The organism is Ornithinimicrobium pulveris, assembly GCF_050261105.1.
GTDB lineage: Bacteria > Actinomycetota > Actinomycetes > Actinomycetales > Dermatophilaceae > Ornithinicoccus.
In genome coordinates, this window is record NZ_CP189837.1 from 2,458,734 (window position 1) to 2,482,567 (window position 23,834).

General features: G+C 69.1%; 22 protein-coding genes and 1 riboswitch. Of the genes, 13 read left to right on the forward strand and 9 right to left on the reverse strand.

Annotated features, from left to right (window positions below; genetic code table 11):
• Positions 1–35: 35 nt before the first annotated feature.
• Genes ACQBAT_RS11490 through ACQBAT_RS11505 form a run of 4 tightly spaced genes read right to left on the reverse strand, consistent with a single transcriptional unit; the run spans position 36 to position 3,847 of the window.
• Positions 36–530 (reverse strand): flavin reductase family protein, encoded by a 495-nt coding sequence (locus tag ACQBAT_RS11490; protein ID WP_420747098.1) that lies wholly within the window; start codon positions 528–530, stop codon positions 36–38.
• 8 nt (positions 531–538) lie between these two features.
• Positions 539–1,423: an N-acetyl-1-D-myo-inositol-2-amino-2-deoxy-alpha-D-glucopyranoside deacetylase gene (gene mshB / locus ACQBAT_RS11495; protein ID WP_420747099.1), complete on the reverse strand. Its 885-nt coding sequence runs from the start codon at positions 1,421–1,423 to the stop codon at positions 539–541.
• Positions 1,424–1,451: 28 nt separating this feature from the next.
• Complete coding sequence (gene typA, locus ACQBAT_RS11500; RefSeq protein ID WP_420747100.1) at positions 1,452–3,374, reverse strand: translational GTPase TypA; 1,923 nt, start codon at positions 3,372–3,374, stop codon at positions 1,452–1,454.
• A 50-nt stretch (positions 3,375–3,424) separates the two neighbouring features.
• Positions 3,425–3,847, reverse strand: a complete 423-nt coding sequence (locus ACQBAT_RS11505; protein ID WP_420747101.1) for a (deoxy)nucleoside triphosphate pyrophosphohydrolase — start codon at positions 3,845–3,847, stop codon at positions 3,425–3,427.
• 193 nt (positions 3,848–4,040) lie between these two features.
• Between ACQBAT_RS11505 and ACQBAT_RS11510 the strand changes: the two genes are divergently transcribed.
• The 6 genes from ACQBAT_RS11510 (at position 4,041) to ACQBAT_RS11535 (ending at position 11,021) form a co-directional block, all read left to right on the forward strand.
• Positions 4,041–5,792 carry an ABC transporter substrate-binding protein gene (locus ACQBAT_RS11510; RefSeq protein WP_420747102.1) on the forward strand — a complete coding sequence of 584 codons (1,752 nt, stop codon included), beginning with the start codon at positions 4,041–4,043 and terminating at the stop codon, positions 5,790–5,792.
• Positions 5,793–5,925: 133 nt separating this feature from the next.
• Positions 5,926–6,936 (forward strand): ABC transporter permease, encoded by a 1,011-nt coding sequence (locus ACQBAT_RS11515; protein ID WP_420747103.1) that lies wholly within the window; start codon positions 5,926–5,928, stop codon positions 6,934–6,936.
• A gap of 7 nt (positions 6,937–6,943) precedes the next feature.
• Positions 6,944–7,966 carry an ABC transporter permease gene (locus ACQBAT_RS11520; protein WP_420747104.1) on the forward strand — a complete coding sequence of 341 codons (1,023 nt, stop codon included), beginning with the start codon at positions 6,944–6,946 and terminating at the stop codon, positions 7,964–7,966.
• A gap of 13 nt (positions 7,967–7,979) precedes the next feature.
• Positions 7,980–9,092 (forward strand): ABC transporter ATP-binding protein, encoded by a 1,113-nt coding sequence (locus tag ACQBAT_RS11525; protein WP_420747105.1) that lies wholly within the window; start codon positions 7,980–7,982, stop codon positions 9,090–9,092.
• The gene (locus ACQBAT_RS11530) at positions 9,089–10,270 is read left to right on the forward strand and encodes an ABC transporter ATP-binding protein (RefSeq protein WP_420747106.1); all 1,182 of its coding nucleotides are present in this window, start codon (positions 9,089–9,091) and stop codon (positions 10,268–10,270) included. Before ACQBAT_RS11525 ends, ACQBAT_RS11530 begins: the two co-directional genes overlap by 4 nt.
• A 46-nt stretch (positions 10,271–10,316) precedes the next feature.
• Positions 10,317–11,021 carry a type 1 glutamine amidotransferase gene (locus ACQBAT_RS11535; protein ID WP_420747107.1) on the forward strand — a complete coding sequence of 235 codons (705 nt, stop codon included), beginning with the start codon at positions 10,317–10,319 and terminating at the stop codon, positions 11,019–11,021.
• A 10-nt stretch (positions 11,022–11,031) separates the two neighbouring features.
• Here the strand turns inward: ACQBAT_RS11535 and ACQBAT_RS11540 are convergent, their stop codons facing one another.
• On the reverse strand, positions 11,032–11,916 hold the full coding sequence (locus ACQBAT_RS11540; RefSeq protein WP_420747108.1) for a universal stress protein: 885 nt from the start codon (positions 11,914–11,916) through the stop codon (positions 11,032–11,034).
• Positions 11,917–12,094: 178 nt separating this feature from the next.
• Here ACQBAT_RS11540 and ACQBAT_RS11545 point away from each other — a divergent pair, with 178 nt between their 5' ends.
• Together ACQBAT_RS11545 and ACQBAT_RS11550 are read left to right on the forward strand one after the other, a co-directional pair.
• A complete protein-coding gene (locus tag ACQBAT_RS11545) occupies positions 12,095–14,323 on the forward strand; it encodes an NADP-dependent isocitrate dehydrogenase (protein WP_420747109.1) in 2,229 nt (742 codons plus the stop codon).
• A complete protein-coding gene (locus ACQBAT_RS11550) occupies positions 14,307–15,557 on the forward strand; it encodes an MFS transporter (protein WP_420747110.1) in 1,251 nt (416 codons plus the stop codon). The genes ACQBAT_RS11545 and ACQBAT_RS11550 overlap by 17 nt, the downstream gene beginning before the upstream one ends.
• Before the next feature lie 19 nt (positions 15,558–15,576).
• Here the strand turns inward: ACQBAT_RS11550 and ACQBAT_RS11555 are convergent, their stop codons facing one another.
• The 3 genes from ACQBAT_RS11555 to ACQBAT_RS11565 are packed head-to-tail and all read right to left on the reverse strand — an operon-like array spanning position 15,577 to position 17,851.
• Entirely contained in the window at positions 15,577–16,296 is a 720-nt protein-coding gene (locus ACQBAT_RS11555; protein WP_420747143.1) for an amino acid ABC transporter ATP-binding protein, read from the reverse strand.
• Positions 16,297–16,328: 32 nt separating this feature from the next.
• Positions 16,329–17,033 carry an amino acid ABC transporter permease gene (locus tag ACQBAT_RS11560; protein ID WP_420747111.1) on the reverse strand — a complete coding sequence of 235 codons (705 nt, stop codon included), beginning with the start codon at positions 17,031–17,033 and terminating at the stop codon, positions 16,329–16,331.
• A gap of 8 nt (positions 17,034–17,041) precedes the next feature.
• Positions 17,042–17,851, reverse strand: coding sequence for a transporter substrate-binding domain-containing protein (locus ACQBAT_RS11565; protein ID WP_420747112.1), 810 nt, complete (start codon positions 17,849–17,851; stop codon positions 17,042–17,044).
• Between the two features lie 352 nt (positions 17,852–18,203).
• A riboswitch (cobalamin riboswitch) is annotated at positions 18,204–18,432 on the forward strand.
• Positions 18,433–18,466: 34 nt separating this feature from the next.
• Here ACQBAT_RS11565 and nrdH point away from each other — a divergent pair.
• Genes nrdH through nrdF form a run of 4 tightly spaced genes read left to right on the forward strand, consistent with a single transcriptional unit; the run spans position 18,467 to position 22,298 of the window.
• Positions 18,467–18,727 carry a glutaredoxin-like protein NrdH gene (gene nrdH, locus ACQBAT_RS11570; RefSeq protein WP_420747113.1) on the forward strand — a complete coding sequence of 87 codons (261 nt, stop codon included), beginning with the start codon at positions 18,467–18,469 and terminating at the stop codon, positions 18,725–18,727.
• Position 18,728: 1 nt separating this feature from the next.
• Positions 18,729–19,127, forward strand: coding sequence for a class Ib ribonucleoside-diphosphate reductase assembly flavoprotein NrdI (gene nrdI, locus ACQBAT_RS11575; protein ID WP_420747114.1), 399 nt, complete (start codon positions 18,729–18,731; stop codon positions 19,125–19,127).
• Positions 19,124–21,280 carry a class 1b ribonucleoside-diphosphate reductase subunit alpha gene (nrdE, locus tag ACQBAT_RS11580; RefSeq protein WP_420747115.1) on the forward strand — a complete coding sequence of 719 codons (2,157 nt, stop codon included), beginning with the start codon at positions 19,124–19,126 and terminating at the stop codon, positions 21,278–21,280. Before nrdI ends, nrdE begins: the two co-directional genes overlap by 4 nt.
• Positions 21,281–21,302: 22 nt before the next feature.
• A complete protein-coding gene (gene nrdF / locus ACQBAT_RS11585; RefSeq protein ID WP_420747116.1) occupies positions 21,303–22,298 on the forward strand; it encodes a class 1b ribonucleoside-diphosphate reductase subunit beta in 996 nt (331 codons plus the stop codon).
• 37 nt (positions 22,299–22,335) lie between these two features.
• Here nrdF and ACQBAT_RS11590 read toward each other — a convergent pair whose 3' ends face one another.
• The gene (locus ACQBAT_RS11590) at positions 22,336–22,968 is read right to left on the reverse strand and encodes a carbonic anhydrase (protein WP_420747117.1); all 633 of its coding nucleotides are present in this window, start codon (positions 22,966–22,968) and stop codon (positions 22,336–22,338) included.
• 145 nt (positions 22,969–23,113) lie between these two features.
• On the opposite strand from ACQBAT_RS11590, the gene ACQBAT_RS11595 reads away from it, so the two are divergent.
• Positions 23,114–23,830, forward strand: coding sequence for a hypothetical protein (locus ACQBAT_RS11595; protein WP_420747118.1), 717 nt, complete (start codon positions 23,114–23,116; stop codon positions 23,828–23,830).
• Positions 23,831–23,834 lie beyond the last annotated feature (4 nt).

The following is a 23,834-nucleotide window of genomic DNA, read 5'->3' on the forward strand; positions in this document are numbered from 1 at the left end:
CCTGGTTTCACGGCGATGCCCGAGACTGACACGCGTCAGCGCAGTTCGCCCAGCCCTCCACGGTAGTGGACGAGCGCGGGTTCGTCGGTCAACCTGGCCCGCATCCCGACGACCTCGCCCACCACCAGTGAGTGGTCCCCCGCCGGATGCACCGCGTAGGTGCGGCACTCGAACGTCGACAGCGCCTCCTGCACCAGCGCGACTCCGGTGATCTCCCCCTGCTCGTGCGGCACCCGCGCGAGCTGGTTGTGCAGCGGCCGACCGGGCTCGCCGAGCCACTCGGCCAGCCCCCGTTGCCGCGCGGTGAGCACGCTCACGCCCCACGGCGAGCCCGATTCCACCGCCTCGAGCACCCGCGCCTCGGCGTGCAGGCTCACGAGCAGCAGCACCGGGTCGAGCGACACGCTGGTCAGCGAGTCGACGGTGAGCGCGACGTCATGCCCCCGCAGCGAGGAGGTGACGACGGCGACCCCGGTGGCGAACCTGCCCATCGCGAGGCGGTAGCGGGCGGGGTCGACCGGGTCGCTCATCGGCATCGTCATCCTCCCGCGACCTCCCAGCGTGCGTAGCCCTCCCGCCCCGGCAGGCGGGCGGCGATGTCATTGCTCAACGTGTACCACCCGTCGTGGACGGTCACCTGCGTCGGGTGTTCCCGCAACGCCGCGACCTGGCGACCCAGGGCCTCCTGGTCGGACACGGCATACGGGACGAGGTCGTCGTCCACGACGCTCACGGCGAAGGGGTCCTCGGGGTCGGGCACGGTGGCGAGTCCCCCTGCGGGGCTGCGGGTGCCGGCCGGCACGTGGGCGGCCAGCCAGGCACGGTCCTCCTCCGCCCAGGAGCGGGGGGTGAGCGCGACGTACAACTGCGGCTGCGGTGTGGTCGGATCCTGCCGGGAGGCGAGGTGGGCGAGCGCCGCCACGGTGACCCGGTGGGTCTGGATGTGGTCAGGGTGGCCGTAGCCGCCCTCCGGATCGTAGGTGAGAACCAGGTCGGGTGCCAGCTGCGCCAGTTGGTCGGCAAGGACCGTGCCGGCCTCCTGCGGGTCGGCGGCCGCGAAGGCGCGCGGGTGCTGCGACGCCGGGGAACCTGCCATCCCGCTGTCCCGCCACCGCGGCGGGTCGCCGCCGAGCCAGTGGTGCCGGACGCCGAGGGCCGCGGTCGCGCGGGAGACCTCACCCCTGCGGTGTGGTCCCAGTTGCTCGCTGCCTTCCAGGTGCGCAAGGGCCGGCGTGATCACCTCGCCCTCCTCCCCCATGGTGCAGGTGATGACGTGCACCTCGTCACCGGCCAGCGCGTGGTGGGCGAGCGCGATCCCGGTGGCGAGGGTCTCGTCATCGGGGTGGGCGTGCACGGCGACCACCCGCAGCGCTCGCCCGAGGCCCTCAGGTATGTCGTTCCTCAGGTCCGCGCGGGTGCTCACCGTGTCCTCCTGCTGGCTGGGGTCCGGCTCAGCCCTGGTTCTTGGCCCGCGAGGCGGCGCGCGCCCGCTGGTTCTGGTCCAGGATCACCTTGCGGACCCGGATGGCCTCCGGGGTGACCTCGACGCACTCGTCCTCGCGGCAGAACTCCAGCGACTGCTCCAGGGAGAGCAGGCGCGGCGGGATGAGTCGCTCGAGGACGTCGGCGCCGGCCGAGCGGACGTTGGTGAGCTTGCGCTCCTTGGTGATGTTGACGTCCATGTCATCGGCGCGGGAGTTCTCGCCGACGATCATGCCCTCGTAGACCTCGGTGGTCGGCTCGACGAAGAGTGTGCCGCGCTCCTGGAGGTTGAACATCGCGTAGGTGGTCGCGACCCCGGCGCGGTCGGAGACGAGCGAGCCGGACTGGCGGGTGCGGATCTCCCCGAACCACGGTGCGTACCCGTCGAAGACGTGGTGGGCGATCCCGGTGCCGCGGGTCTCGGTGAGGAACTCGGTGCGGAAACCGATGAGGCCCCGGGAGGGAACGACATACTCCATCCGGACCCAGCCGGTGCCGTGGTTGGTCATCTGCTCCATCCGCCCCTTGCGGGCGGCCATCAGCTGGGTGATCGTGCCGAGGTGCTCCTCGGGGGTGTCGATGGTGAGGCGCTCGACCGGCTCCTGCAGAGCACCGTCGATCTCCTTGGTGACCACCTGCGGCTTGCCGACGGTCAGCTCATAGCCTTCGCGGCGCATCTGCTCGACCAGGATCGCGAGCGCGAGCTCGCCACGCCCCTGCACCTCCCAGGCGTCGGGTCGCTCGGTCGGCAGCACGCGAAGGGAGACATTGCCGATCAGCTCCTTGTCCAACCGGTCCTTGACCAGGCGCGCGGTGACCTTGGCGCCCTTGACGCGGCCGGCGAGCGGGCTGGTGTTGGTGCCGATCGTCATCGAGATCGCCGGCTCGTCGACCGTGATGAGGGGCAGGGGGTTGGGGTCCTCGGCATCGGCGAGGGTCTCGCCGATGGTGATCTCCGGGATACCGGCGATCGCGATGATGTCGCCCGGCCCGGCGGACTCGGCGGGCTTGCGCTCGAGGGCCTCGGTGAGCAGCAGCTCGGTGATCTTGACGCGCTGCACCGAGCCGTCGCGGCGGCACCAGGCCACGGTCTGGCCCTTGCTGATCTCGCCCTCGTGCACGCGGCACAGCGCGAGGCGGCCGAGGAAGGGGCTGGAGTCCAGGTTGGTCACGTGCGCCTGCAGCGGGGCGTCCGGGGTGTAGGTCGGGGCCGGGACGGTCTCCAGGATGGTGGCGAAGAGGGGCTCCAGGTCCGGGCTGTCCGGCAGGCCACCGTCGGCGGGAGCCTCCAGCGAGGCGCGCCCCGCCTTGGCCGAGGCGTAGACGACCGGGAAGTCGAGGGCGGCCTCGACCGCGTCGGCATCGTGGTCATCGAGCAGGTCCATGAAGAGGGCGTAGACCTCATCGACCACGGCAGCGATCCGGCTGTCGGGGCGGTCCACCTTGTTGATGCACAGCACGACGGGCAGGCGGGCGGCCAGCGCCTTGCGCAGCACGAATCGGGTCTGCGGCAGCGGACCCTCGGAGGCGTCGACGAGCAGCACCACACCGTCGACCATGGACAGCCCGCGCTCGACCTCACCACCGAAGTCGGCGTGGCCGGGGGTGTCGATGATGTTGATCGTCATCCCGCCCTCGGGGGCGGAGGCGCCGGTGTAGCGGATGGCGGTGTTCTTGGCGAGGATCGTGATCCCCTTCTCCCGCTCGAGGTCGCCGGAGTCCATGACCCGCTCGACGTCCTCCCCGCGGTGGTCGGCAAAAGCGCCGCCCTGGGTGAGGAGGGCATCCACCAGCGTCGTCTTGCCATGGTCGACGTGGGCGACGATGGCGACGTTGCGGATGTCCTCGCGGGTGGAGGTCAGCTGGTCCTGGGGGTTCTCGCTCGAAGGCACGTGCCCCATTGTCTCAGGTCCGCGCGGTGCTCCCGGCCAGGCTGCTGCATCTAGTCCGTATGCAGTAACCCAGCCAGGTGGTCGACGATCGGCTCATCGGCGGGCAGCCAGGCGACGTCATACAGGGTCGCGGCGGTGAGCCACCGCACCTCGTCGTGATCCTCCAGTGGCCTGGGCTCCGGCTGGCCGGGCAGGGCCTGAGCCCACCACAGCTCCATCAGCCAGCCGTTCATCAGCGGCCAGGCCGAGCCGATCCGCTCGCCGAGGCGCACCTGCACCCCCAGCTCCTCGACCGCCTCCCGGCGCGCGGCATCGGCCACATCCTCTCCCGGTTCGACCTTGCCGCCCGGGAACTCCCAGCCCCCGGCCAGGGCTGGCGGCTCGGTCCGGCGGGCCGCCAACAGCCTCCTCGGATGGGCAAGGTCATCCACCAGGGCGACCGCGGCGACCACGAGGGGTGAGGGCAACGACATACCGGGAATCGTCGCAGCCGGGGCCTCGACCCATCACACCGGGTGATGAGGGCAAGGTCACGTTCCTGTCACGATCCGGTGTCATCACTCCCGCTCGCCTGCGCACCTGTGGTGAGGTTCGACCTAGTTGTCGGTCATCCGACACCGCGGGGTCTGCAGTGGTGCGGCCCCCCCCTTCCCGAGGAGGAGACACATGATCAACCGCAAGGTTGCGACGGTGGCCGGTATGGCCGCCCTCGCCCTGGCCCTCTCATCGTGCGCCGAGTCCCAGCGTGACTCCGGCGACACCGGCGACAGCCCCGGCGGCACCGCCGACGAGGCTGACGGCACCGGGGCCGCAGGTGGCGACGATGGTGATGACGTCGGCACCGGTGCCGGCGCGAGCGATGCCACGTTCATCTTTGGCGCCGCGGGCGAGCCGAAGCTCTTCGACCCCTTCTACGCCAGCGATGGCGAGACCTTCCGCATCACCCGCCAGATCTACGAACAGCTCCTCGACTTCGAGCCCGGCACCGCTGACACCATCCCCGGCCTGGCCGAGTCCTACGAGGGCTCCGAGGACGGTCTGACCTGGACCTTCCAGATCCGCGACGGCGTGAAGTTCCACGACGGCACCGACCTGGACGCCGAGGCCGTCTGCGCCAACTTCGACCGCTGGTACAACCAGGAGGGTGACGCGCAGAACAGCGCCGTTACCTACTACTGGAACAACAACTTCGGCGGCTTCGCCGACCAGACCGACCGGGAGTCGCTCTTCGAGTCCTGCGAGGCCACCGACGACATGACCGCCGAGGTCAAGATCACCCGGTATACCTCCAAGTTCCCGGACATCCTGGCGCACGGCGCCTACGCCATCCAGAGCCCCACCGCGATGGAGGAGTACGACGCCAACAACGTCACCGCCGCGGGCGAGGGCTTCACCTACCCGGAGTACGGCCGTGAGCACCCGACCGGCACCGGAGCCTTCCAGTTCGGCAACTACGACCAGGCCAACGGCACGGTCACCCTGGAGCGTTTCGACGACTACTGGGGTGAGCAGGCCGGCGTGGCGCAGATGGTCGTCCGCTCGATCCCCGACGAGGCGACCCGTCGTCAGGAGCTCGAGGCCGGCAGCATCCACGGCTACGACCTGCCCAACCCGGTCGACTGGAACACCCTGGAGGCCGACGGCTACCAGGTCGAGGTCCGCCCGGCCTTCAACATCCTCTACGTGGGTCTGAACGCCACCACCAACGAGGCCCTCGAGGACGTCAACGTCCGCAAGGCGCTCTCGCACGCGATCAACCGCGACCAGCTCGTGACCTCCCAGCTGCCCGAGGGCGCCGAGGCCGCCAGCCAGTTCTTCCCGGACACGCTGCCCGGCTACAACGAGACCCTCGAGCCCTACAGCTACGACCCCGACCTGGCCAAGCAGCTGCTCGAGGAGGCCGGCCACGCCGACCTGGAGATCGAGTTCTGGCAGCCCACCGAGGTGACCCGGCCCTACATGCCGGACCCCGCCAGCATCTTCGATGCGATCCGCTCCGACTGGGAGGCCGTGGGCATCACCGTGACGCCCAAGCCGATGCCGTGGACCGGTGGTTACCTCGACGGCACCGAGCAGGGGCAGGCCCCGGCCTACCTGCTGGGCTGGACCGGTGACTACAGCTCCCCGGACAACTTCATCGGGACCTTCTTCACCCAGCAGGACAACGCCTTCGACACCGGCAACTACGACTTCGCCGACGAGCTCACCGCCGACCTGACCGAGGCCGACTCCGAGCCCGACGCCGACAAGCGTGAGGAGATGTACAAGGAGATCAACAAGCGGCTGGCCGAGGACTGGCTGCCGGGTCTGCCGATCTCGCACTCCCCGCCCGCCATCGTGGTCGCCCCCAACGTCCAGGGGCTGATCACCAGCCCGCTGGCCGCGGAGGACTTCTCCACCGTCACCATCGACGAGTGATCCGCTCGTTGCCGTGACCTGACGGTCGACGCCGGGGCAGCTCCCTCATCCGGGAGCTGCCCCGGCTGCGTCTAGCCACACCGTCCCCTCCAGATCGATACCTGACCGACCCGTGGAAAGGTAGGTTGCCCCGGTGACCAAGTACATCGTGCGCCGCCTCTTCCAGGCGGTGATCGCGCTCTTCATGCTGAGTGTGCTGCTCTTCGCCTGGTTGCGCTCACTGCCCGGAGGTCCGGTCTCCGCGCTCCTGGGCGAGCGCAGCACCCCCGCCGATCGCGAGGCCCTGGAGCGTGCCCTGGGTCTGGACCAGCCCATCTACATCCAGTACTGGCGCTTCCTGACCCGCGCCCTGCGTGGTGACTTCGGCACCTCCACCTTCGTGGCTCCCGGCCAGGACGCGATGCAGGTCTTCCTGACGCGGCTGCCGGCCACCATCGAGCTGAGCCTGTTCGCGCTGCTCATCGCGATCACGCTGGCCATCCCGCTCGGCTACCTCGCCGCGCGGCGCCGCGGCCGCCCGCTGGACACCGGATTGGTGATCTTCTCCCTGATCGGCGTCGCCGTCCCCGTCTTCTTCCTGGCCTTCGTGCTCCGTGACGTCTTTGCGGTGCAACAGGGCTGGTTGCCCGCCTCCGGCCGCGCCTCCGTGGGCATCAACGCCACCCGGATCACCGGACTCTTCGTCCTGGACGGGCTGATGACCCGGGAGTGGGATGCGGCCTGGGACGCCCTTAAGCACCTGATCCTGCCGGCGCTCGCGCTGGCCTCGATCCCGTTCGCCATCATCTTCCGGATCACCCGGGCCTCGGTCCTGGACGTCCTCGACGAGGACTACGTGCGCACCGCCCGGGCCAAAGGCCTGACCAGTCGGGTCGTGCGCACCCGGCACATCCTGCGCAACGCGCTGATCCCGGTGGTCACCATCATCGGCCTGCAGATCGGCGCACTCCTCGCGGGGGCGATCCTCACCGAACGAGTCTTCTCGATCCGCGGGATCGGCGACGCGCTGGCGCGCGGCTTCGAGCAGAAGGACTACGCCGTCCTGCAGGTCCTGATCATGATGGCCGCGCTCATCTACATCGTCGTCAACCTGCTGGTCGACATCGCCTACGCGGTGATCGACCCGCGCGTCCGGGCTAAGTGAGGACCTGATGACCCCGTCGAAGAACCCCTTCTCCCCCCGGGCCAAAAAGGACCGCATCGACTCCCTGGCCGCCAGCACGGCACGCGACCACGGCTCCCCCACCGCCACCTCGGTCGAGGAGGCCAAGGTCTCCGACGCCGGCTCCATCGGCGATGAGGAGGGCGTGAGCCTGTGGCGCAGCGCCTGGCAGCGGCTGCGGCGCAATGTCGTCTTCCTGGTCGGCGCCACGATCATCGTGCTCTTCCTGGTGCTGTCCCTCATCGCGCCCTGGATCGCCCCGTACGACCCGACAGACCGGGTCCTCATCGACCAGGTGGCACGCCAGTCCAACCCGGTGCCCGGGCCTCAGCCCGGGCACCCGCTCGGCGGCGACTTCCGTGGACGCGACCTGCTCTCCCGGCTGATCGTCGGCTCCCGTCAGACCCTCATGGTCGGCGTGCTCGCCACCCTCGGTGGCCTGCTCGGCGGCGTCACCCTGGGCACGCTGGCCGGCGCCTTCGGCGGCTGGGTGGATGCCGCTGTCATGCGCGTGGTGGACGTGCTGCTGTCCATCCCCTCGCTGCTGATGGCCTTCACCATCGCCGCGATGTTCGAGCGCCCCTCCCAGTGGACGCTGATCACCGCCATCGCCATCGTGCAGATCCCGATCTTCGCCCGGCTGCTCCGGGGGTCGATGTTGGCGCAACGCAAGAGTGATCACGTGCTCGCCGCGACCGCTCTCGGCGTGAAGAGGGCCCCCATCGTGTTCCGGCACATGCTGCCCAACTCGATCGGCCCGGTGATCGTGCAGGCCACGCTGGTGCTGGCCACCGCGATCATCGACGCTGCGGCGCTGTCCTTCCTCGGTCTGGGCAACCCCGATGACCGGATGCCGGAGTGGGGTCAGATGCTGGGCCAGTCGCAGGAGTACTTCAACACCTTCCCGCACCTGGCCTACTACCCCGCCCTGTGCATCATCGTCGTCGCGCTCGGCTTCACCCTGGTCGGTGAATCCTTGCGTGAGGCGCTCGACCCCAAGTCCCGACGGTGAGGTGGCTGGCGAGATGACGAGCTCAGCACGCAAGACAGAAACGACGGGCACGAAAGCAACGGCGGCGACAACGACAACCACGGCGACAACGACAACGGCGGAGACGGCAAGAACGACGACGCACGGCGAACCGCTGCTGCACGTCGAGGACCTGGCAGTCACCTTCGGCACCAAGGGCAAGCGACCCTTCAAGGCCGTCGACGGGATCACCTTCGACGTCGCCCCCGGTCAGACGGTCGGCCTGGTCGGCGAGTCCGGCTGCGGCAAGTCAGTGACCTCGCTGGCGATCATGCGGCTGCTGCCCACCCGGGGTAACAAGGTCACCGGCAGCGTGCGCTTCGGCGGCGAGGAGCTCCTCACCCTGTCCGACGCGCAGATGCGGGACCGGCGAGGTGCCGACCTGGCGATGATCTTCCAGGACCCGCTGTCCTCCCTGAACCCGGTCGTGGCCCTCGGTGTGCAGGTGGCTGAGGTGATCGAGCGGCACAAGGGCGAGAAGCGGGACGTCGCCCGGAAGCAGGCGGCGCAGATGCTGGAGAAGGTCGGCATCCCCGACCCGACCCGCCGGTTGAAGGACTACCCCCACCAGCTCTCCGGCGGGATGCGCCAGCGGGCGCTGATCGCGATGGCGCTGGCCTGCGAGCCCCGCCTGCTCATCGCCGATGAGCCCACGACCGCGCTCGACGTGACGATCCAGGCGCAGATCCTGGCGCTGCTGCGCGAACTGGTCACCGAGTCCGGCACGGCGCTGATCATGATCACCCACGACCTAGGGGTGGTGGCCGGTCTCTGCGACGAGGTCAACGTCCTCTACGGCGGCCGGATCGTGGAGCGCGCCGAACGGCACGAGCTGTTCGCCAACCCACGCCACCCCTACACCCACGGGCTGCTGGCCTCCATCCCCCGTCTGGACCAGGAGCGCGGTCGGCTCTCCCCCGTCCCCGGTTCGGTGGCCGACAACCTTCCCTGGGACAGCGCGTGCGCCTTCGCGCCTCGGTGCGGCAACGCGGTCGACACCTGCCTGTCGACGACCCCGCGGCTGGAGACCGAGCAACGCGGCGCCGACATCGCCGATCCGGACGCGCACCTGTTGCGCTGCCACAACCCGATGGGAGGCCAGCAGTGAGCACGGCCGCAGAGCATCAGCCCGCATCCCCCAGCACCGACAGCGACGCCGACGGGGATCTCCTCGTCGACGTCCGTGGCCTGAAGGTGCACTTCCCGATCAAGCGCGGGGTCATCATCGACCGCACCGTCGGCCACGTCTACGCCGTGGACGGCATGGACGTCCAGATCCGGCGCGGGGAGACCTACGGGCTCGTCGGTGAGTCCGGCTGCGGCAAGTCGACCTTCGGGCGGGCCCTGCTCCAGCTCGAGGACATCACCGAGGGGGAGGTCGTGTTCGACGGTGTCGACCTGGCCTCCCTCAAGGGCGAGAAACTGCGCACCCAGCGCCGGTTCATGCAGATGGTCTTCCAGGACCCGCTGGGCAGCCTCGACCCCCGGCAGACGGTCGAGCAGCTGCTCATGGAAGGGATGAACGCCCACGGTCTGCACAAAGGCGGCAGCGCGGGGCGCGACCGCCTCGTCGAGCTGCTCACCGCTGTGGGTCTGCCCCGCACGGCCCTGTCCAAGTACCCCCACGAGTTCTCCGGCGGGCAGCGACAGCGGATCGGGATCGCCCGGGCCCTCTCGGTCGACCCCGAGCTGATCGTCGCCGACGAGCCGGTCAGCGCGCTGGACGTCTCCGTCCAGGCCCAGGTGATCAACCTGCTGGAGGACCTCCAGGAGGAGTTCGGGCTCACCTATCTGGTGATCGCCCACGACCTGGCCGTCGTCCGGCACATCAGCGACCGCATCGGCGTCATGTACCTCGGCGGGCTCGTCGAGGAGGCCGACGCCGACGACCTGTATGCCGATCCGCTCCACCCCTACACCCGGGCCCTGCTCTCGGCGGTCCCGGTGCCCGACCCCACGGTCGAGGACTCGCGCGAGCAGATCCTGCTCGTCGGCGACCTCCCCTCCCCCGCCTCGCCGCCGCCCGGCTGCCGCTTCCACACCCGGTGCCCGTGGCGCCAGGAGAGCAGGTGCGATGACGAGCGCCCGCAGCTGCGCACGGTGCAGATCGACGGCATACCGGGAAGTCATCGGGTGGCCTGCCACTGGGCCGAGCAGATCCACAGCGGCGAGATCACCCCGCACGAGGTGGAGCTGTCCGAGGTGACCGACCCGACGCAGGTGGACTCCGACCACACCGAGTCCCTCTACGCCAACGTGAACACGAACGCCGCGGACGTCGACTGACTGTGGGGTGCAGCGCGAGATGCCTTGCCGGCCCTAGGATCTCGCCATGATCTCCCGCCCCCGCGTCCTCGTCGTGCAGCCCGAGGGCGTCTGTCCCGTCGGCATGGTGGGGCTGTGGCTCGCCGAGGCGGGGGTCGACTGTGACGTGCTCGCAGCGGAGAAGGGGCGGGCCCTACCGGCCGTGCTGGGCGACGCCGCCGGACTCATCGTGATGGGCGGGCGGATGGGCGCCGATGACGACGTGGACCACCGGTGGATGGTGCCGACCAAAGCGCTGATCATCGGCACGGTCGCGGCCAGGGCACCTTTCCTAGGGATCTGCCTGGGCCACCAACTGGCGGCGAGTGCGCTGGGCGGGGAGGTCCGCCGCAACGAGCACGGCCCGACCGTGGGTCTGGTCCCGTGGTCACCGAGCGAGGAAGGCCGCGCCGACGAGCTGACCGAGGCCCTCGCGCCCGGGACCCCGATGTTCCACCACAACAATGACGTCGTCACCCGGCTGCCGGCCCGCGCGGTGGCCCTCGCCCACACCCCCGACGGTCACGTGCAGGCCGCGCGGTACGGACCTCGGGCCTGGGGTGTGCAGTTCCACCCTGAGGTGACGCCCGACGTCGCCAGCGGGTGGGGACAGGGCCCCGAGGACACCCAGTCGCTGCAGGCCGCCACCGCGCTCCGCGAGCGCGAGGCCGAACTGCACCGCGGGTGGGAACCGCTGGCCCGCCGCTTCGCGCGGATCGTGCGCGGGGGCTGACCCGAGGCGACTACCGCGTCACGACCACGACCGGGCAGGGTGCCGCGCGCATCAGCCGCTGGCTGACCGATCCCAGCAGTCGGCCCTGGAAGGTGCCGAGCCCACGGCTGCCGGCGACCACCGCATCCCATTCCTGGGCGAGCCCGACGATCGTGGCCACGGTCGGCCCGCGATGCACCTGGACCTCCACCCTCACCTGCGGGTGGTCGGCGGTGATCTCCCGCGCGACCTCCTCCAGCATCTCCGTGCGCCGACCCACCAACTCGGCCCACTCGGGGCTGTCCGGCTCAGTCACGACATACCCATCGACCATCTCCAGGAACCAGGTGGAGACGAGCACGACCGCGCACCCGACGCGATCGGCATACTCCACCGCGGAGCGAGCCCCGGCGCGGCTGTCGGCGCTGCCGTCGACCGCCACCCCGATCCGGCCGTGGGTGAGGCGGTCGACCTGCACCTCCGGGTTGATGACGGCGACCGGGCACGTCGCGTGGGCGGCCACCCCGATCGAGGTCGACCCCAGCACCCACTCGGCGATCGCTCCCTTGCGCCCGGTGCCCACCACGATGATCCCGGCCTCGTCCTGGTGCTCCAGCAGCGCGCGCAGCGGTGACCCGCGGTGGCTGGCCAGCGTCGCTGACACACCGCTCGCCACCCCCAGCTCCTCCACCCTTCGGCGCAAGTCGTCGACACGCTCCCGCTCGGAGTCCAGCAGAGCCTCGACGCCTGCCGCGCCCGCCCCGACCGCCTGGGCCGCGAGCGCCTCCGGCTCGCTGGCGTGGACGGCCACCAGGCGGCGGCCCGTGCGGGCCGCGTGCCGCACCGCCCAGATCAGGGCCGACTCATCGGTCCGCCCGCCGTCTACCCCTACCACCACGGCCGGTGTCTGGTTCATCGCGTGCCACCTCGTTCGCTGCCTGTGTCTCCCATCCTAGTCCCGGTCGACTAGGCTCGACGGGAACCCCCGACCCGTCCTCACGCGCCGACGAACGTGGAGCAGACAGCGACCGCGCAGCACGATCGGCGGGCGGGTTCGCACCGAGCAGATCGACTCACGAGGAGAGCTCCCCCGGATGTCCACGATCATCTACACCCGCACCGACGAGGCCCCGCTGCTGGCGACCTACTCGCTCAAGCCGATCCTCGAGGCCTTCGCGCGCACCGCCGGCATCGACGTCCAGACCCGGGACATCTCGCTGGCCGGACGGATCCTGGCCCAGTTCCCCGAGCGGTTGACCGAGGACCAGCAGATCGGTGACGCGCTCGCCGAGCTGGGCGACCTGGCGACCACCCCCGAGGCCAACATCATCAAGCTGCCGAACATCTCCGCCTCCGTGCCGCAGCTGCGCGCCGCGATCGCCGAGCTGCAGTCCCAGGGCTACGACCTGCCGGACTACCCGGAGAACCCGCAGACCGAGGACGAGCGCGACGCCCGCGCCCGCTACGACCGGGTCAAGGGCTCGGCGGTCAACCCGGTGCTGCGGGAGGGCAACTCCGACCGTCGCGCCCCCGACGCGGTCAAGAACTACGCCCGCTCCCACCCCCACTCGATGGGTGAGTGGAGCGGGGACTCGCGCACCCGGGTCGCGACCATGCAGGGCCACGACTTCGCGCACAACGAGCAGTCCGTGGTCATCGAGCAGGACGACACCCTGCGGATCGAGCACGTGGACGCCGATGGCAGCGTGAGCGTGCTCAAGGAGTCCGTGCCGGTCCTGGCGGGCGAGGTCGTCGACGCGACCTTCATGGACGTCGCCGCGCTGCGCGCCTTCCTGACCGAGCAGATCGATGCGGCTGCCGCAGACGACATCCTGCTCAGCCTGCACCTGAAGGCCACCATGATGAAGGTCTCGGACCCGATCATCTTCGGCCACGCCGTCGAGACCTTCTTCGCCGACGTCTTCGCCCGGTATGGCGATCAGCTCGCCTCGGCGGGCCTGTCGTCCAACGACGGGCTGGGTGGCATCCTGTCCGGCCTGGAGGGCCTCGGCGAGGACGCGGCCGAGGTCAAGGCCGCGATCGAGGACCGGCTGGCTGCGCTGCCGCGGCTGTCGATGGTCAACTCGGACAAGGGCATCACCAACCTGCACGTCCCCTCCGACGTGATCGTGGATGCCTCGATGCCGGCGATGATCCGCAACGGCGGTCGCCTCTGGGGCCCGCAGGGCGAGGAGGATGACACCCTGGCGATCATCCCGGACTCCTCCTACGCCGGCGTCTACCAGGCCGTGATCGAGGACTGCAAGGAGCACGGCGCCTACGACCCGACCACGATGGGATCGGTCCCCAACGTCGGGCTGATGGCCAAGAAGGCCGAGGAGTACGGCTCCCACGACAAAACCTTCGAGATCCCGACCGACGGCACCGTGCGCGTGGTCGACTCCTCCGACACCGTGCTGATGGAGCACCGCGTCTCCGCCGGCGACATCTGGCGCGCCTGCCAGACCAAGGACGAGCCGATCCGCGACTGGGTCAAGCTCGCGGTGAACCGTGCCCGGGCGACCGGGGACCCCGCGGTCTTCTGGCTGGATGAGGAGCGCGCCCACGACGCGAACCTGATCGCCAAGGTGAAGACCTACCTGGAGGAGCACGACACCGACGGGCTGGACCTGCGGATCATGTCCCCGGTCGAGGCCACCACGCTCTCGGTCGAGCGAATCCGTCAGGGTCTGAACACGATCTCGGTGACCGGCAATGTGCTGCGTGACTACAACACCGACCTCTTCCCGATCCTGGAGCTGGGCACCAGCGCCAAGATGCTCTCGGTCGTGCCGCTGATGAACGGCGGCGGCCTGTTCGAGACCGGCGCGGGTGGGTCGGCTCCCAAGCACGTCCAGCAGCTGCAGTCGGAGAACTACCTGCGCTGGGACAGCCTGGGTGAGTTCCTGGCCATCGCTGAGTCGCTGCGCCACCTCGCGGACCGCGAGGGCAACGACCGGGCGGCCGTGCTGGGTGATGCCCTCGACAAGGCCACCGAGCGGGTGCTGTCCGAGGGCCGCAGCCCGGCCCGCAGGCTGGGTCAGATCGACAACCGCGGCAGCCACTTCTACCTCGCGCTCTACTGGGCGCAGGCGCTGGCCGAGCAGACCGCTGACCCCGAGCTGGCGGCCGCCTTCACGCCCGTCGCGCAGGATCTGACGGCCCAGGAGTCCACGATCGCCCAGGAGCTGCTGGACGCCCAGGGCAGCGAGGTCGACCTCGGTGGCTACTTCCACCCGGACGACGAGCTCGCCTTCGCGGCGATGCGCCCGTCGGCGACCTTCAACACGATCATCGACGCACTGGGTGACGACGACGCCTGAGCCGCACCCCGCCCCCGGTGCCGGCACCGGGGGCGGTGGGCGACGCCATACCGTCCCGGGGTGGTTGGCCGCGATCGCGGTGGTTCTCGTCGCCGTCAACCTGCGCCCCGGGGCGTCCTCGGTCGGACCCGTCCTGGAGGAGGTGCGCTCCGGTCTGGCGATGAGCGGGGCTACGGCAGGCGTGCTCACCGCGCTGCCCGGCTTCGCCTTCGGGGCGGTCGGCGCCGTGGCCGTGCTGCTCTCCCGGCGCGTCGGGATGACGGCCGGGATCCTGCTCGGCGTGCTCGCGATCAGCCTCGGTCTGCTGCTGCGCGCCGGGACGACGTCGACCCCGCTCTTCCTGCTGCTCTCGCTGCTCGCGCTGGCGGGGATGGCGATCGGCAACGTGCTCGTGCCCGCGTGGATCAAGCGGCACAGTCGTGACGGCGGGGTGCGGTTGATGACGGTCTACGGGACCGTGCTGATCCTGGGCGGTGCCCTCGGCTCGGCCACCGCGGCCCCGGTGAGCCAGGTGGCCGGCGGCTGGTGGGCAGCGCTGGGGATGTGGGGTGTCGTGGCGGCACTGGCCCTCCTGCCGTGGGCATTCCTTGCCACCGGTGAGCGCCGCGCCGCCCGCGGTGGCCGGCCTACGATGCTGCGCCCCAACGCCCGGATGCGGCACTCCCCCACCGCCGTCGCCCTCACCGTGCTCTTTGGGACGCAGGCGATGAATGCCTACGTCCAGTTCGGGTGGTTGCCCCAGATCTATCGAGACGCCGGGCTCTCCGCCGTGTATGCCGGTGGGTTGATGGCGCTGCTCACCAGCCTGGGCGTCGTCGGTGGCCTCGTCATGCCCACGGTGATCGATCGCGCGGCGACGCTGGCGCCCCACCTCGTGGCGATGGGGACGCTGATGGTGGCCGGCTATCTGGGGCTGCTGCTGTGGCCGACCACGCTGCCGTGGCTGTGGGCCGTGCTGCTGGGCCTGGGCGGCTTCTCCTTCCCCACCGCCATCGCGCTCATCACCGCTCGGACGCGCGACCCGCAGGTCACGGCACAGCTGTCGGGTTTCGTGCAACCGGTCGGCTACGTGCTCGCCGCGGCAGGTCCGCTGGCCGTCGGGATGATGCACGCCGCCACCGGCGGTTGGACCGCGGTGCTGGTGCTGCTCATGCTCAGCGGGATCGCGCTGGTGCTGGCCGGACTGCGGGTCGCCCGGCCGGTGCTCGTCGACGACGAGCTCAGCCCTCGCTGAGCTCGTCGTCGACCTGCTCTCAGCCTTCGCTGAGCTCGTGCAGGAAGGCCTTGCCGCGCTCGCTGCGCGGCTGCTCCAGCACCTGCTCCGGCGGGCCCTGCTCAGCGATGCCACCGTCGGCCAACAGGACGACCTGATCGGCCGCCTGACGGGCGAAGCGCATCTCGTGGGTGACGACGACCATCGTCATCCCCTCGTTGGCCAGATCGCGCATGACCTTGAGGACCTCACCCACGAGCTCAGGGTCAAGGGCCGAGGTGGGCTCGTCGAAGAGCATCACCTTGGGGTCCATGGCCAACGCCCGAGCGATGGCCACGCGCTGCTGCTGACCACCCGACAGGCTGTCGGGGTAGGCGGTCGCCTTGTGGCGCAGCCCGACCCGCTCCAGCAGACCCTTGGCCTTCTCCTCCGCCTCGGCCTTGCCGCGACCCAGGACTTCGCGCTGGGCCACCGCGATGTTCTCCAGGACCGTCATGTGCGGGAACAGGTTGAAGGCCTGGAAGACCATCCCGATCCGGGAACGAATCGAGTTGAGGTGCTTCTCGTCATACTGCAGCTGCTCGCCGCCCACCTCGATGGTGCCCGAGGTGATCCGCTCGAGCCCGTTGATGCAGCGCAGCAACGTGGACTTGCCCGCACCAGATGGTCCGATCAGACAGACGACCTGGCCTTCCTGGACGTCCAGGTCGATCCCGTCCAGGACCGTGGTCGAGCCGAACTTCTTGACGATGTCCCGCATCTGGACGAGCGCGCGCCCGTCGGTCGAACTGCTCACTGGTCCTCCTTCGCGCCGGTCACGGCGGGTTCCTCATCATCCTTGGTCGCCCTGCGGTGCCGGTTGAGGCGGTGCTCGAGGGCGTTGACCAAGACGGTGAGGACGAGCACGATCGCGAGGTAGTAGATCGCCACGATCGTGTACGCCGTCAGCGGCTGGTAGGTCGAGGCCGCCATGTTCTGCGAGGTGCGGAACAGCTCGCTCATCCCGATGAAGGCCACCAGTGAGGAGTCCTTCACTGCGATGATGTACTGGTTGCCCAGCACGGGCAGTGTCGTCCGCAGCGCCAGCGGCGCCTGGACCCGCTTGAGGGTCTTCATCTTGGACAGACCCAGCGAGCGGGAGGCCTCGGTCAGGCCCTTGGGCACGGCCTGGAAGCCGGACCGGATGATCTCGGCGATGTAGGCCGAGTTGTGGAAGCCCAGCGCGATCGACCCGGCCCAGAAGGCGGGAAGGTTCACGATGTAGGCCAGCCCGAAGTAGATGATGAAGATCTGGGTGATCAGCGGCGTGCCACGCACGAGCCCGATGTAGGCCGTGGCGAACCAGCGCAAGGGCCGCACCGGGCTCATCGCCATAGCGGCGATGCCCGAACCCATGATCATCGCCATCACCAAGGCGACGGCGGTCAGGCTCAGGGTGAGCCAGGTCGCTTCGAGGAAAAGCGGTGCGTACTGGGTGAACCGCTCAAAGAAGTTCACGGCAGGTCTCAGCCGTCGAGGTCAGGTGCCTGGCCGGCGCCGTCCGAGAGGTCCTCGCCGAAGTACTTCTGGCTCAGCTCGTCGTAGGTGCCGTTGTCGATGATGGTCTGGAGCGCCTCGTTGAGGTCGTCCCGCAGTTCCTCGTTGTCCTTGCCGACAGCGAAGGCCGGCGACTCGGTGAACAGCGGGTCACCACAGGCGACGAGGTCCAGCCCGGCCTCCTCGATCTGGTAGAGGCCCGTCATGTAGCCGGTGATGACGGCGTCCATCCGGCCGGTCTCCAGGTCCCGGAGGGCCACCACGTCGGAGTCGAAGGAGCGGACGTCGCCGACCCAGTCGCCGCCGTTCTCATCGAGCCAGTCGGCGTAGGTGGTGCCGGTGGCGACCCCGATGGTGGGGCTGTCCAGCTCGGTCACATCGGAGCAGTCGCTGCCGGCCTGGACGAAGGCCTGGGCGCCATCGGTGTAGTAGCTGTTGGTGAACGTCACGGCCTCAGCGCGCTCGGCGGTCGGCGTCATCGAGCCGATGATCACGTCATAGCGGTTGGCCTGGACACCACCGATCAGCGAGGAGAAGGCGGCGGTCTCGCCCTTGGCGGTCAGGCCCATCTCCTCGGCGACGGCGACGCCGATGTCGTAGTCGAAGCCGGTGAGCGTGTTGCCCTCGAAGTAGCTGAACGGCTGGTACTCGCCACTCATCGCCACCACGAGCTCGCCATCGCTGATGAGCTTGCCGTCACCACCTCCGCAGCCGGAGAGGACGAGCCCGGCGGTTGCGGCCAGGCCGATGAATGCGGTGCGTGTGGACCAAGCGGTCATAGGTCACGATCTCCTACGTTCTCGGAAGCGGCCGGATGCGCGCTCCCTGCCTCACGGGACGAGCGTGCCGCTCGATGCCGAGCGCCACGCCGATCACCTTCGATCTCCACCATAGGGAGTCGCGAGGGGACGGGCAGCAGGGGAGGGCAGCCCCTTGCGTTCGGGCCGTCCGTTCTGGTATCCGCGCGCGCCTTGGGGAGGAGGTCACCGACTGGTAGGCCTCCGTCCGCAGCCCCGGAGGGCCCTGCCAACCGTTACCGAACCGTGACCCTCCCGGCGCGGGCTCGACACGCGGGCTCGAGCGACACGCCGTCATGACGCTTCGCACCGTTGACAGAACCACACCCGTGTGATTACTGTCCCTAGTGCTGGTTCACCCGATCAACCACAACATGTAGTTGTCGGGTGAGACAACAGGGAACCCGGTGCGAATCCGGGACTGCCCCGCAGCGGTAAGAGGGAACGACCGGCGACACACAGCACTGGCCACCCGGCTGGGAAGCGTCGCCCACTAGGACCAACGTCGGCACGTCCGGTGTCTGCCCTCGAGTCCGAATACCTGCCAGCGCCCCGGGCACCCGCCCGGGACGTCCGACCCTGCTTCGAGGAGAGAGCATGTCGTCCCAGATCGCCCAGCCCCAGCTCACCGTCTACACCAAGCCGTTCTGCGTCCAGTGCACCGCGACCTACCGCGCCTTGGACAAGGCCGGCCTGAGCTACCAAGTCATCGACATCACCGAGGATGAGGTGGCCCTGAACCTGGTCACGGCCTTGGGCCACCAGCAGGCACCCGTGGTCATCGACGGCGACCAGAGCTGGTCCGGCTTCCGCCCCGATCTGATCCAGGCGGCGGCGCAGCGCGCCCGCGTCGCCTGAGGTGCACCTGGTCTACTTCTCGTCGGCCTCGGAGAACACCCACCGCTTCGTCACCAAGCTCGGCCTGCCCGACCCGGCTGACCGCATACCTCTTCGGCCTGGGGACACCGACGCCCCCTTGCAGGTCGACCGCCCGTACGTCCTGATCACCCCCACCTATGGCGGCGGGGACGGCCGGGGCGCGGTGCCCAAGCAGGTGATCCGGTTCCTCAACGACCCGGACAACCGGGCCCTGCTGCGCGGCGTGATCTCCGCGGGCAATACCAACTTCGGCGCGGCCTACGGCCTCGCCGGGCAGATCGTGGCCGCCAAGTGCCACGTCCCCCTCCTTGATCGCTTCGAACTCCTGGGCACGCCCGACGATGTCGCGCGGGTCCGCGAAAGGCTCACCCAGCCATGACCACCACCCTGACCGACACCGGCAGCGAGACCCTGCCGCACGACGGCGCCGACTACCACGCCCTCAACGCCCTGCTGAACCTCTACGACGAGGACGGCCGGATCCAGTTCGAGGCCGACCGCCGCGCGGCCCACCAGTACTTCCTCCAGCACGTGAACCAGAACACCGTCTTCTTCCACTCGCTTGCTGAGAAGCTGGACTATCTGGTCACCGAGGGCTACTACGAGCAGGAGGTGCTGGACCGCTACGACTTCGCCTTCGTCAAGGCGCTGTTCAAGCGTGCCTATGCCGTGAAGTTCCGCTTCCCGACCTTCATGGGGGCATTCAAGTACTACACCTCCTACACGCTGAAGACCTTCGACGGCCGCCGCTATCTCGAGCGCTTCGAGGACCGCGTGTGCATGGTCGCCCTGACCTTGGCCGACGGCGATGGGGCGCTCGCCGAGCGGATCACCGACGAGATCATGGCCGGTCGCTTCCAGCCGGCTACCCCGACCTTCCTCAACGCTGGCAAGGCCCAGCGCGGTGAGCTGGTCTCCTGCTTCCTGCTGCGGGTCGAGGACAACATGGAGTCGATCGCGCGGGCGATCAACTCCTCGCTGCAGCTGTCCAAGCGGGGTGGCGGCGTGGCCCTGTCCCTGACCAACATCCGCGAGGCCGGCGCGCCGATCAAGCAGATCCAGAACCAGTCCTCCGGCGTCATCCCGGTGATGAAGCTGCTCGAGGACTCCTTCAGCTACGCCAACCAGCTGGGCGCCCGGCAGGGGGCCGGCGCGGTCTACCTCAATGCCCACCACCCGGACATCCTCGCCTTCCTGGACACCAAGCGGGAGAACGCCGACGAGAAGATCCGGATCAAGACGCTCTCCCTCGGCGTGGTCGTTCCCGACGTCACCTTCCAGCTCGCCCGCGATGACGAGGACATGTACCTCTTCAGCCCGTATGACGTGGAGCGGGTGTATGGCGTGCCGTTCACCGAGATCTCGGTCACCGAGAAGTACCGCGAGATGGTCGACGACAAGCGGATCAGCAAGAAGAAGATCAACGCGCGCAAGTTCTTCCAGACCCTCGCCGAGATCCAGTTCGAGTCCGGCTATCCCTACCTGATGTTCGAGGACACGGTGAACCGGGCGAACCCGATCGATGGCCGGGTGACCATGTCCAACCTCTGCTCCGAGATCCTCCAGGTCTCCACCGCGTCCACCTATGGCGAGGACCTTTCCTTCGAGCACGTCGGCAAGGACATCTCCTGCAACCTCGGCTCGCTGAACATCGCCAAGGCCATGGACTCCCCCGACTTTGGGCACACCATCGACACCGCGGTCCGCGCGCTCACCGCGGTCTCCGACCAGTCCAACATCGCCTGTGCCCCGAGCATCGAGCGCGGCAACGTGATGAGCCACGCCATCGGGCTGGGGCAGATGAACCTGCACGGCTACCTGGCGCGCGAGTCGATCCACTACGGATCCCCGGAGGGCCTGGACTTCACCAATATGTACTTCTACGCGGTGACCTTCCACGCCATCGCCGCCTCCTGCCGCATCGCCCGCGAGCGCGGGGAGCGCTTCGAGGGCTTCGAGCGCAGCGACTACGCCAGCGGCGAGTACTTCAGGAAGTACATCGACGGCCAGTGGGCCCCGGAGACTGCCCGGGTCGCCGACCTCTTCGCGTCGGCGGGGATCTCGCTGCCGACGCCGGACGACTGGCGCGCGCTGGCTGCCGAGGTCGCCGAGCATGGCCTGTACAACCAGAACCTCCAGGCCATCCCGCCCACCGGGTCGATCAGCTACATCAACCACTCCACCAGCTCGATCCACCCGATCGTCTCCAAGATCGAGATCCGCAAGGAGGGCAAGCTCGGTCGCGTCTACTACCCCGCGCCGTTCATGACGAACGAGAACCTGGAGTACTACCGGGACGCCTACGAGATCGGCCCCGAGGCCATCATCGACACCTACGCCGCGGCGACCCAGCACGTGGACCAGGGGCTGTCCTTGACGCTCTTCTTCCCCGACACCGCCACCACCCGCGACATCAACAAGGCGCAGATCTACGCCTGGCGCAAGGGCATCAAGACCCTCTACTACATCCGGCTTCGGCAGCTGGCCCTGCAGGGCACCGAGGTCGACGGCTGCGTCAGCTGCATGCTCTGAGACCAGAAAGGCTCACGTCGACATGACCACCACCACCCCGACGGGCACCGGCACCGTCCCCCTGCTGCGCGGCGTCCAGGCGATCAACTGGAATCGCGTCACCGATGAGGTGGACCAGCAGGTCTGGGACCGCCTCACCAGCAACTTCTGGTTGCCGGAGAAGGTGCCCCTGAGCAACGACATACCGTCCTGGCGCACCCTGCGCCCCCACGAACAGGTGATGACCACCCGCGTCTTCACCGGACTGACGATGCTGGACACGATCCAGGGCACGGTCGGGGCGGTCTCGCTGATCCCGGACGCCCGGACGCCGCACGAGGAGGCGGTCTACACCAACATCGCCTTCATGGAGTCCGTGCACGCCAAGAGCTACAGCTCCATCTTCTCCACGCTGATCTCCACGGCCGAGATCGACGACGCCTTCCGGTGGAGCGAGGAGAATGAGCACCTCCAGCGCAAGGCCCGGATCATCTTGGACTACTACTTCGGCGAGGACCCGGAGAAGCGCAAGGTGGCCTCCACGATGCTGGAGTCCTTCCTCTTCTACTCCGGCTTCTACGCCCCGATGTACTGGTCGAGCCGCGCCAAGCTGACCAACACGGCCGACCTGATCCGGTTGATCATCCGCGACGAGGCGGTGCACGGCTACTACATCGGCTACAAGTACCAGCGCGCGGTGCAGGAGGCTGCACCAGAGCGCCAGGCCGAGCTGAAGGACTACACCTTCTCGCTGCTCTATGAGCTCTACGAGAACGAGGAGTCCTACACCGAGGACCTCTACGACCCGCTCGGCCAGACCGAGGACGTCAAGATGTTCCTGCGCTACAACGCCAACAAGGCGCTGATGAACCTGGGCTACGAAGCGCTCTTCCCGCAGCCGGCCACCGCGGTCTCCCCCGCGATCCTGGCTGCGCTGTCACCCAACGCCGACGAGAACCACGACTTCTTCTCCGGGTCCGGCTCGTCCTATGTGATGGGCAAGGCGGTCAACACCGAGGACGAGGACTGGGCGTTCTGAGGCTGTCGAACCTCATCTCGAGGGCGGCGCGGTCGGCTCACCGGAAGCTGATCGCGCCGCTCTTGATGTCGTAGGTCGCGCCCACGATCGAGAGCTCAGCAGCCTCGCGCCGGGGCGCAAGCACCGGACTCTCCCCCTCCAGCGCCGCCACGTTGTGGTCGACATTGGCCGCCACCAGCTCGTCGATCAGGTCATCGACGCTGCTGCTGCTCTCCCGGTCCAGGATGTCGACCACGGCGGGCTTGATGCCGGCGATCAGCCCTGGGAGGGCGCCGGGGACCTCGGCCTTGTCCCGGTAGACCTCCCCGGCGGCCTTGACCGCGCCGCACCCACTGTGCCCGAGGACCACGATCAGGCTCACGCCGAGGTACTTCACGGCATACTCCAGGCTGGCCAGGCCGTAGTCGTCGACGAGATTGCCGGCGACCCGGACCACGAACAGGTCACCCGGTCCCTGGTCGAAGGCGAGCTCCGGCGCGACCCGCGAGTCGGCGCAGCTGAGGACGGCGGCGAACGGGTACTGGGCAGCGGCGCGTTCGGCGCGACCGGCCGTGTAGTCGCGCAGGCTGGACTCGCCGGCGACGTAGCGGGCGTTCCCCTCGCGCAGTCGCTGCTCAGCCTCGGCGGGGTCGACGCCCCGCTTCTCCTCGGTCGTGAGCTCGTCGGGCATGGCTGATCTCCTCGTCTGCTGGGGTCCTCGGCACTGCCAAGCCAACCAGCCGGGCCGGGTGCCCGCCCGCTCAACCGGGGCGTCGGCACACGGGCCCTGTGGAAAACTCCTGCGCGGCGACGCCGGTTCGCGCCACCCTGCCCGTATGACGATTCACCAGTTCCCCAGCAACCCGCCAACTCCCGAGCGCTCGGCCTCCGCACCCACCCGAAGCGGCGAGCCGTGGACCGATGACGACTACGAGTTGCTCCTCCGCCTGTGCGGGGAGGGCGCGGATCTCGCCCGGGTCGCAGCTGAGCTGCGACGCACGACAGCGGCGGTGATGTCTCGCGCCAAGCGCCTGCTGCCGCTGGATCAGCGCGGCGCCCCGGGCGACCGCGTCCTCACGCACCTGGGTGAGCTCGTCACGGCCGAGGAGGACTACGACTGGCGGGCCCACCTGGCGGCGACCCCGCCCCCGCGCCCCGTCATCAACCACGTCATTCCGCCTGAGATCAAGGAGGGGATCCCCGGGCTGGAGAGGCACGAGCTGCTGGCGATGGGGGCTGCCCTTGCTCAGCTGCGGGAGAGGGAGGGGTCAGCGCACCACCTGTCCGAGGCGTGCGCCCATGAGATCATCTCGCGCAACCTCGTGAGCGACCTCCAGGAGGTGGCGACCCGGGCCGCTGCCCATCGGGTCGAGCACTTCTTGCTCAGCGCTCACTACCCGTACTCCGGGACCGACTGCTGGGCCTTGTCGAAGCGCTACGACCGCGAGGATGTCTACGAGCGCCCGCACTCGGCGTTCGTGGACGAGGAGCCGCCTGAGGACTGGGACGACTGGGACGCCTGGGGTGGCGGGGCGGAGCCGAGTACCACCTGAGCGG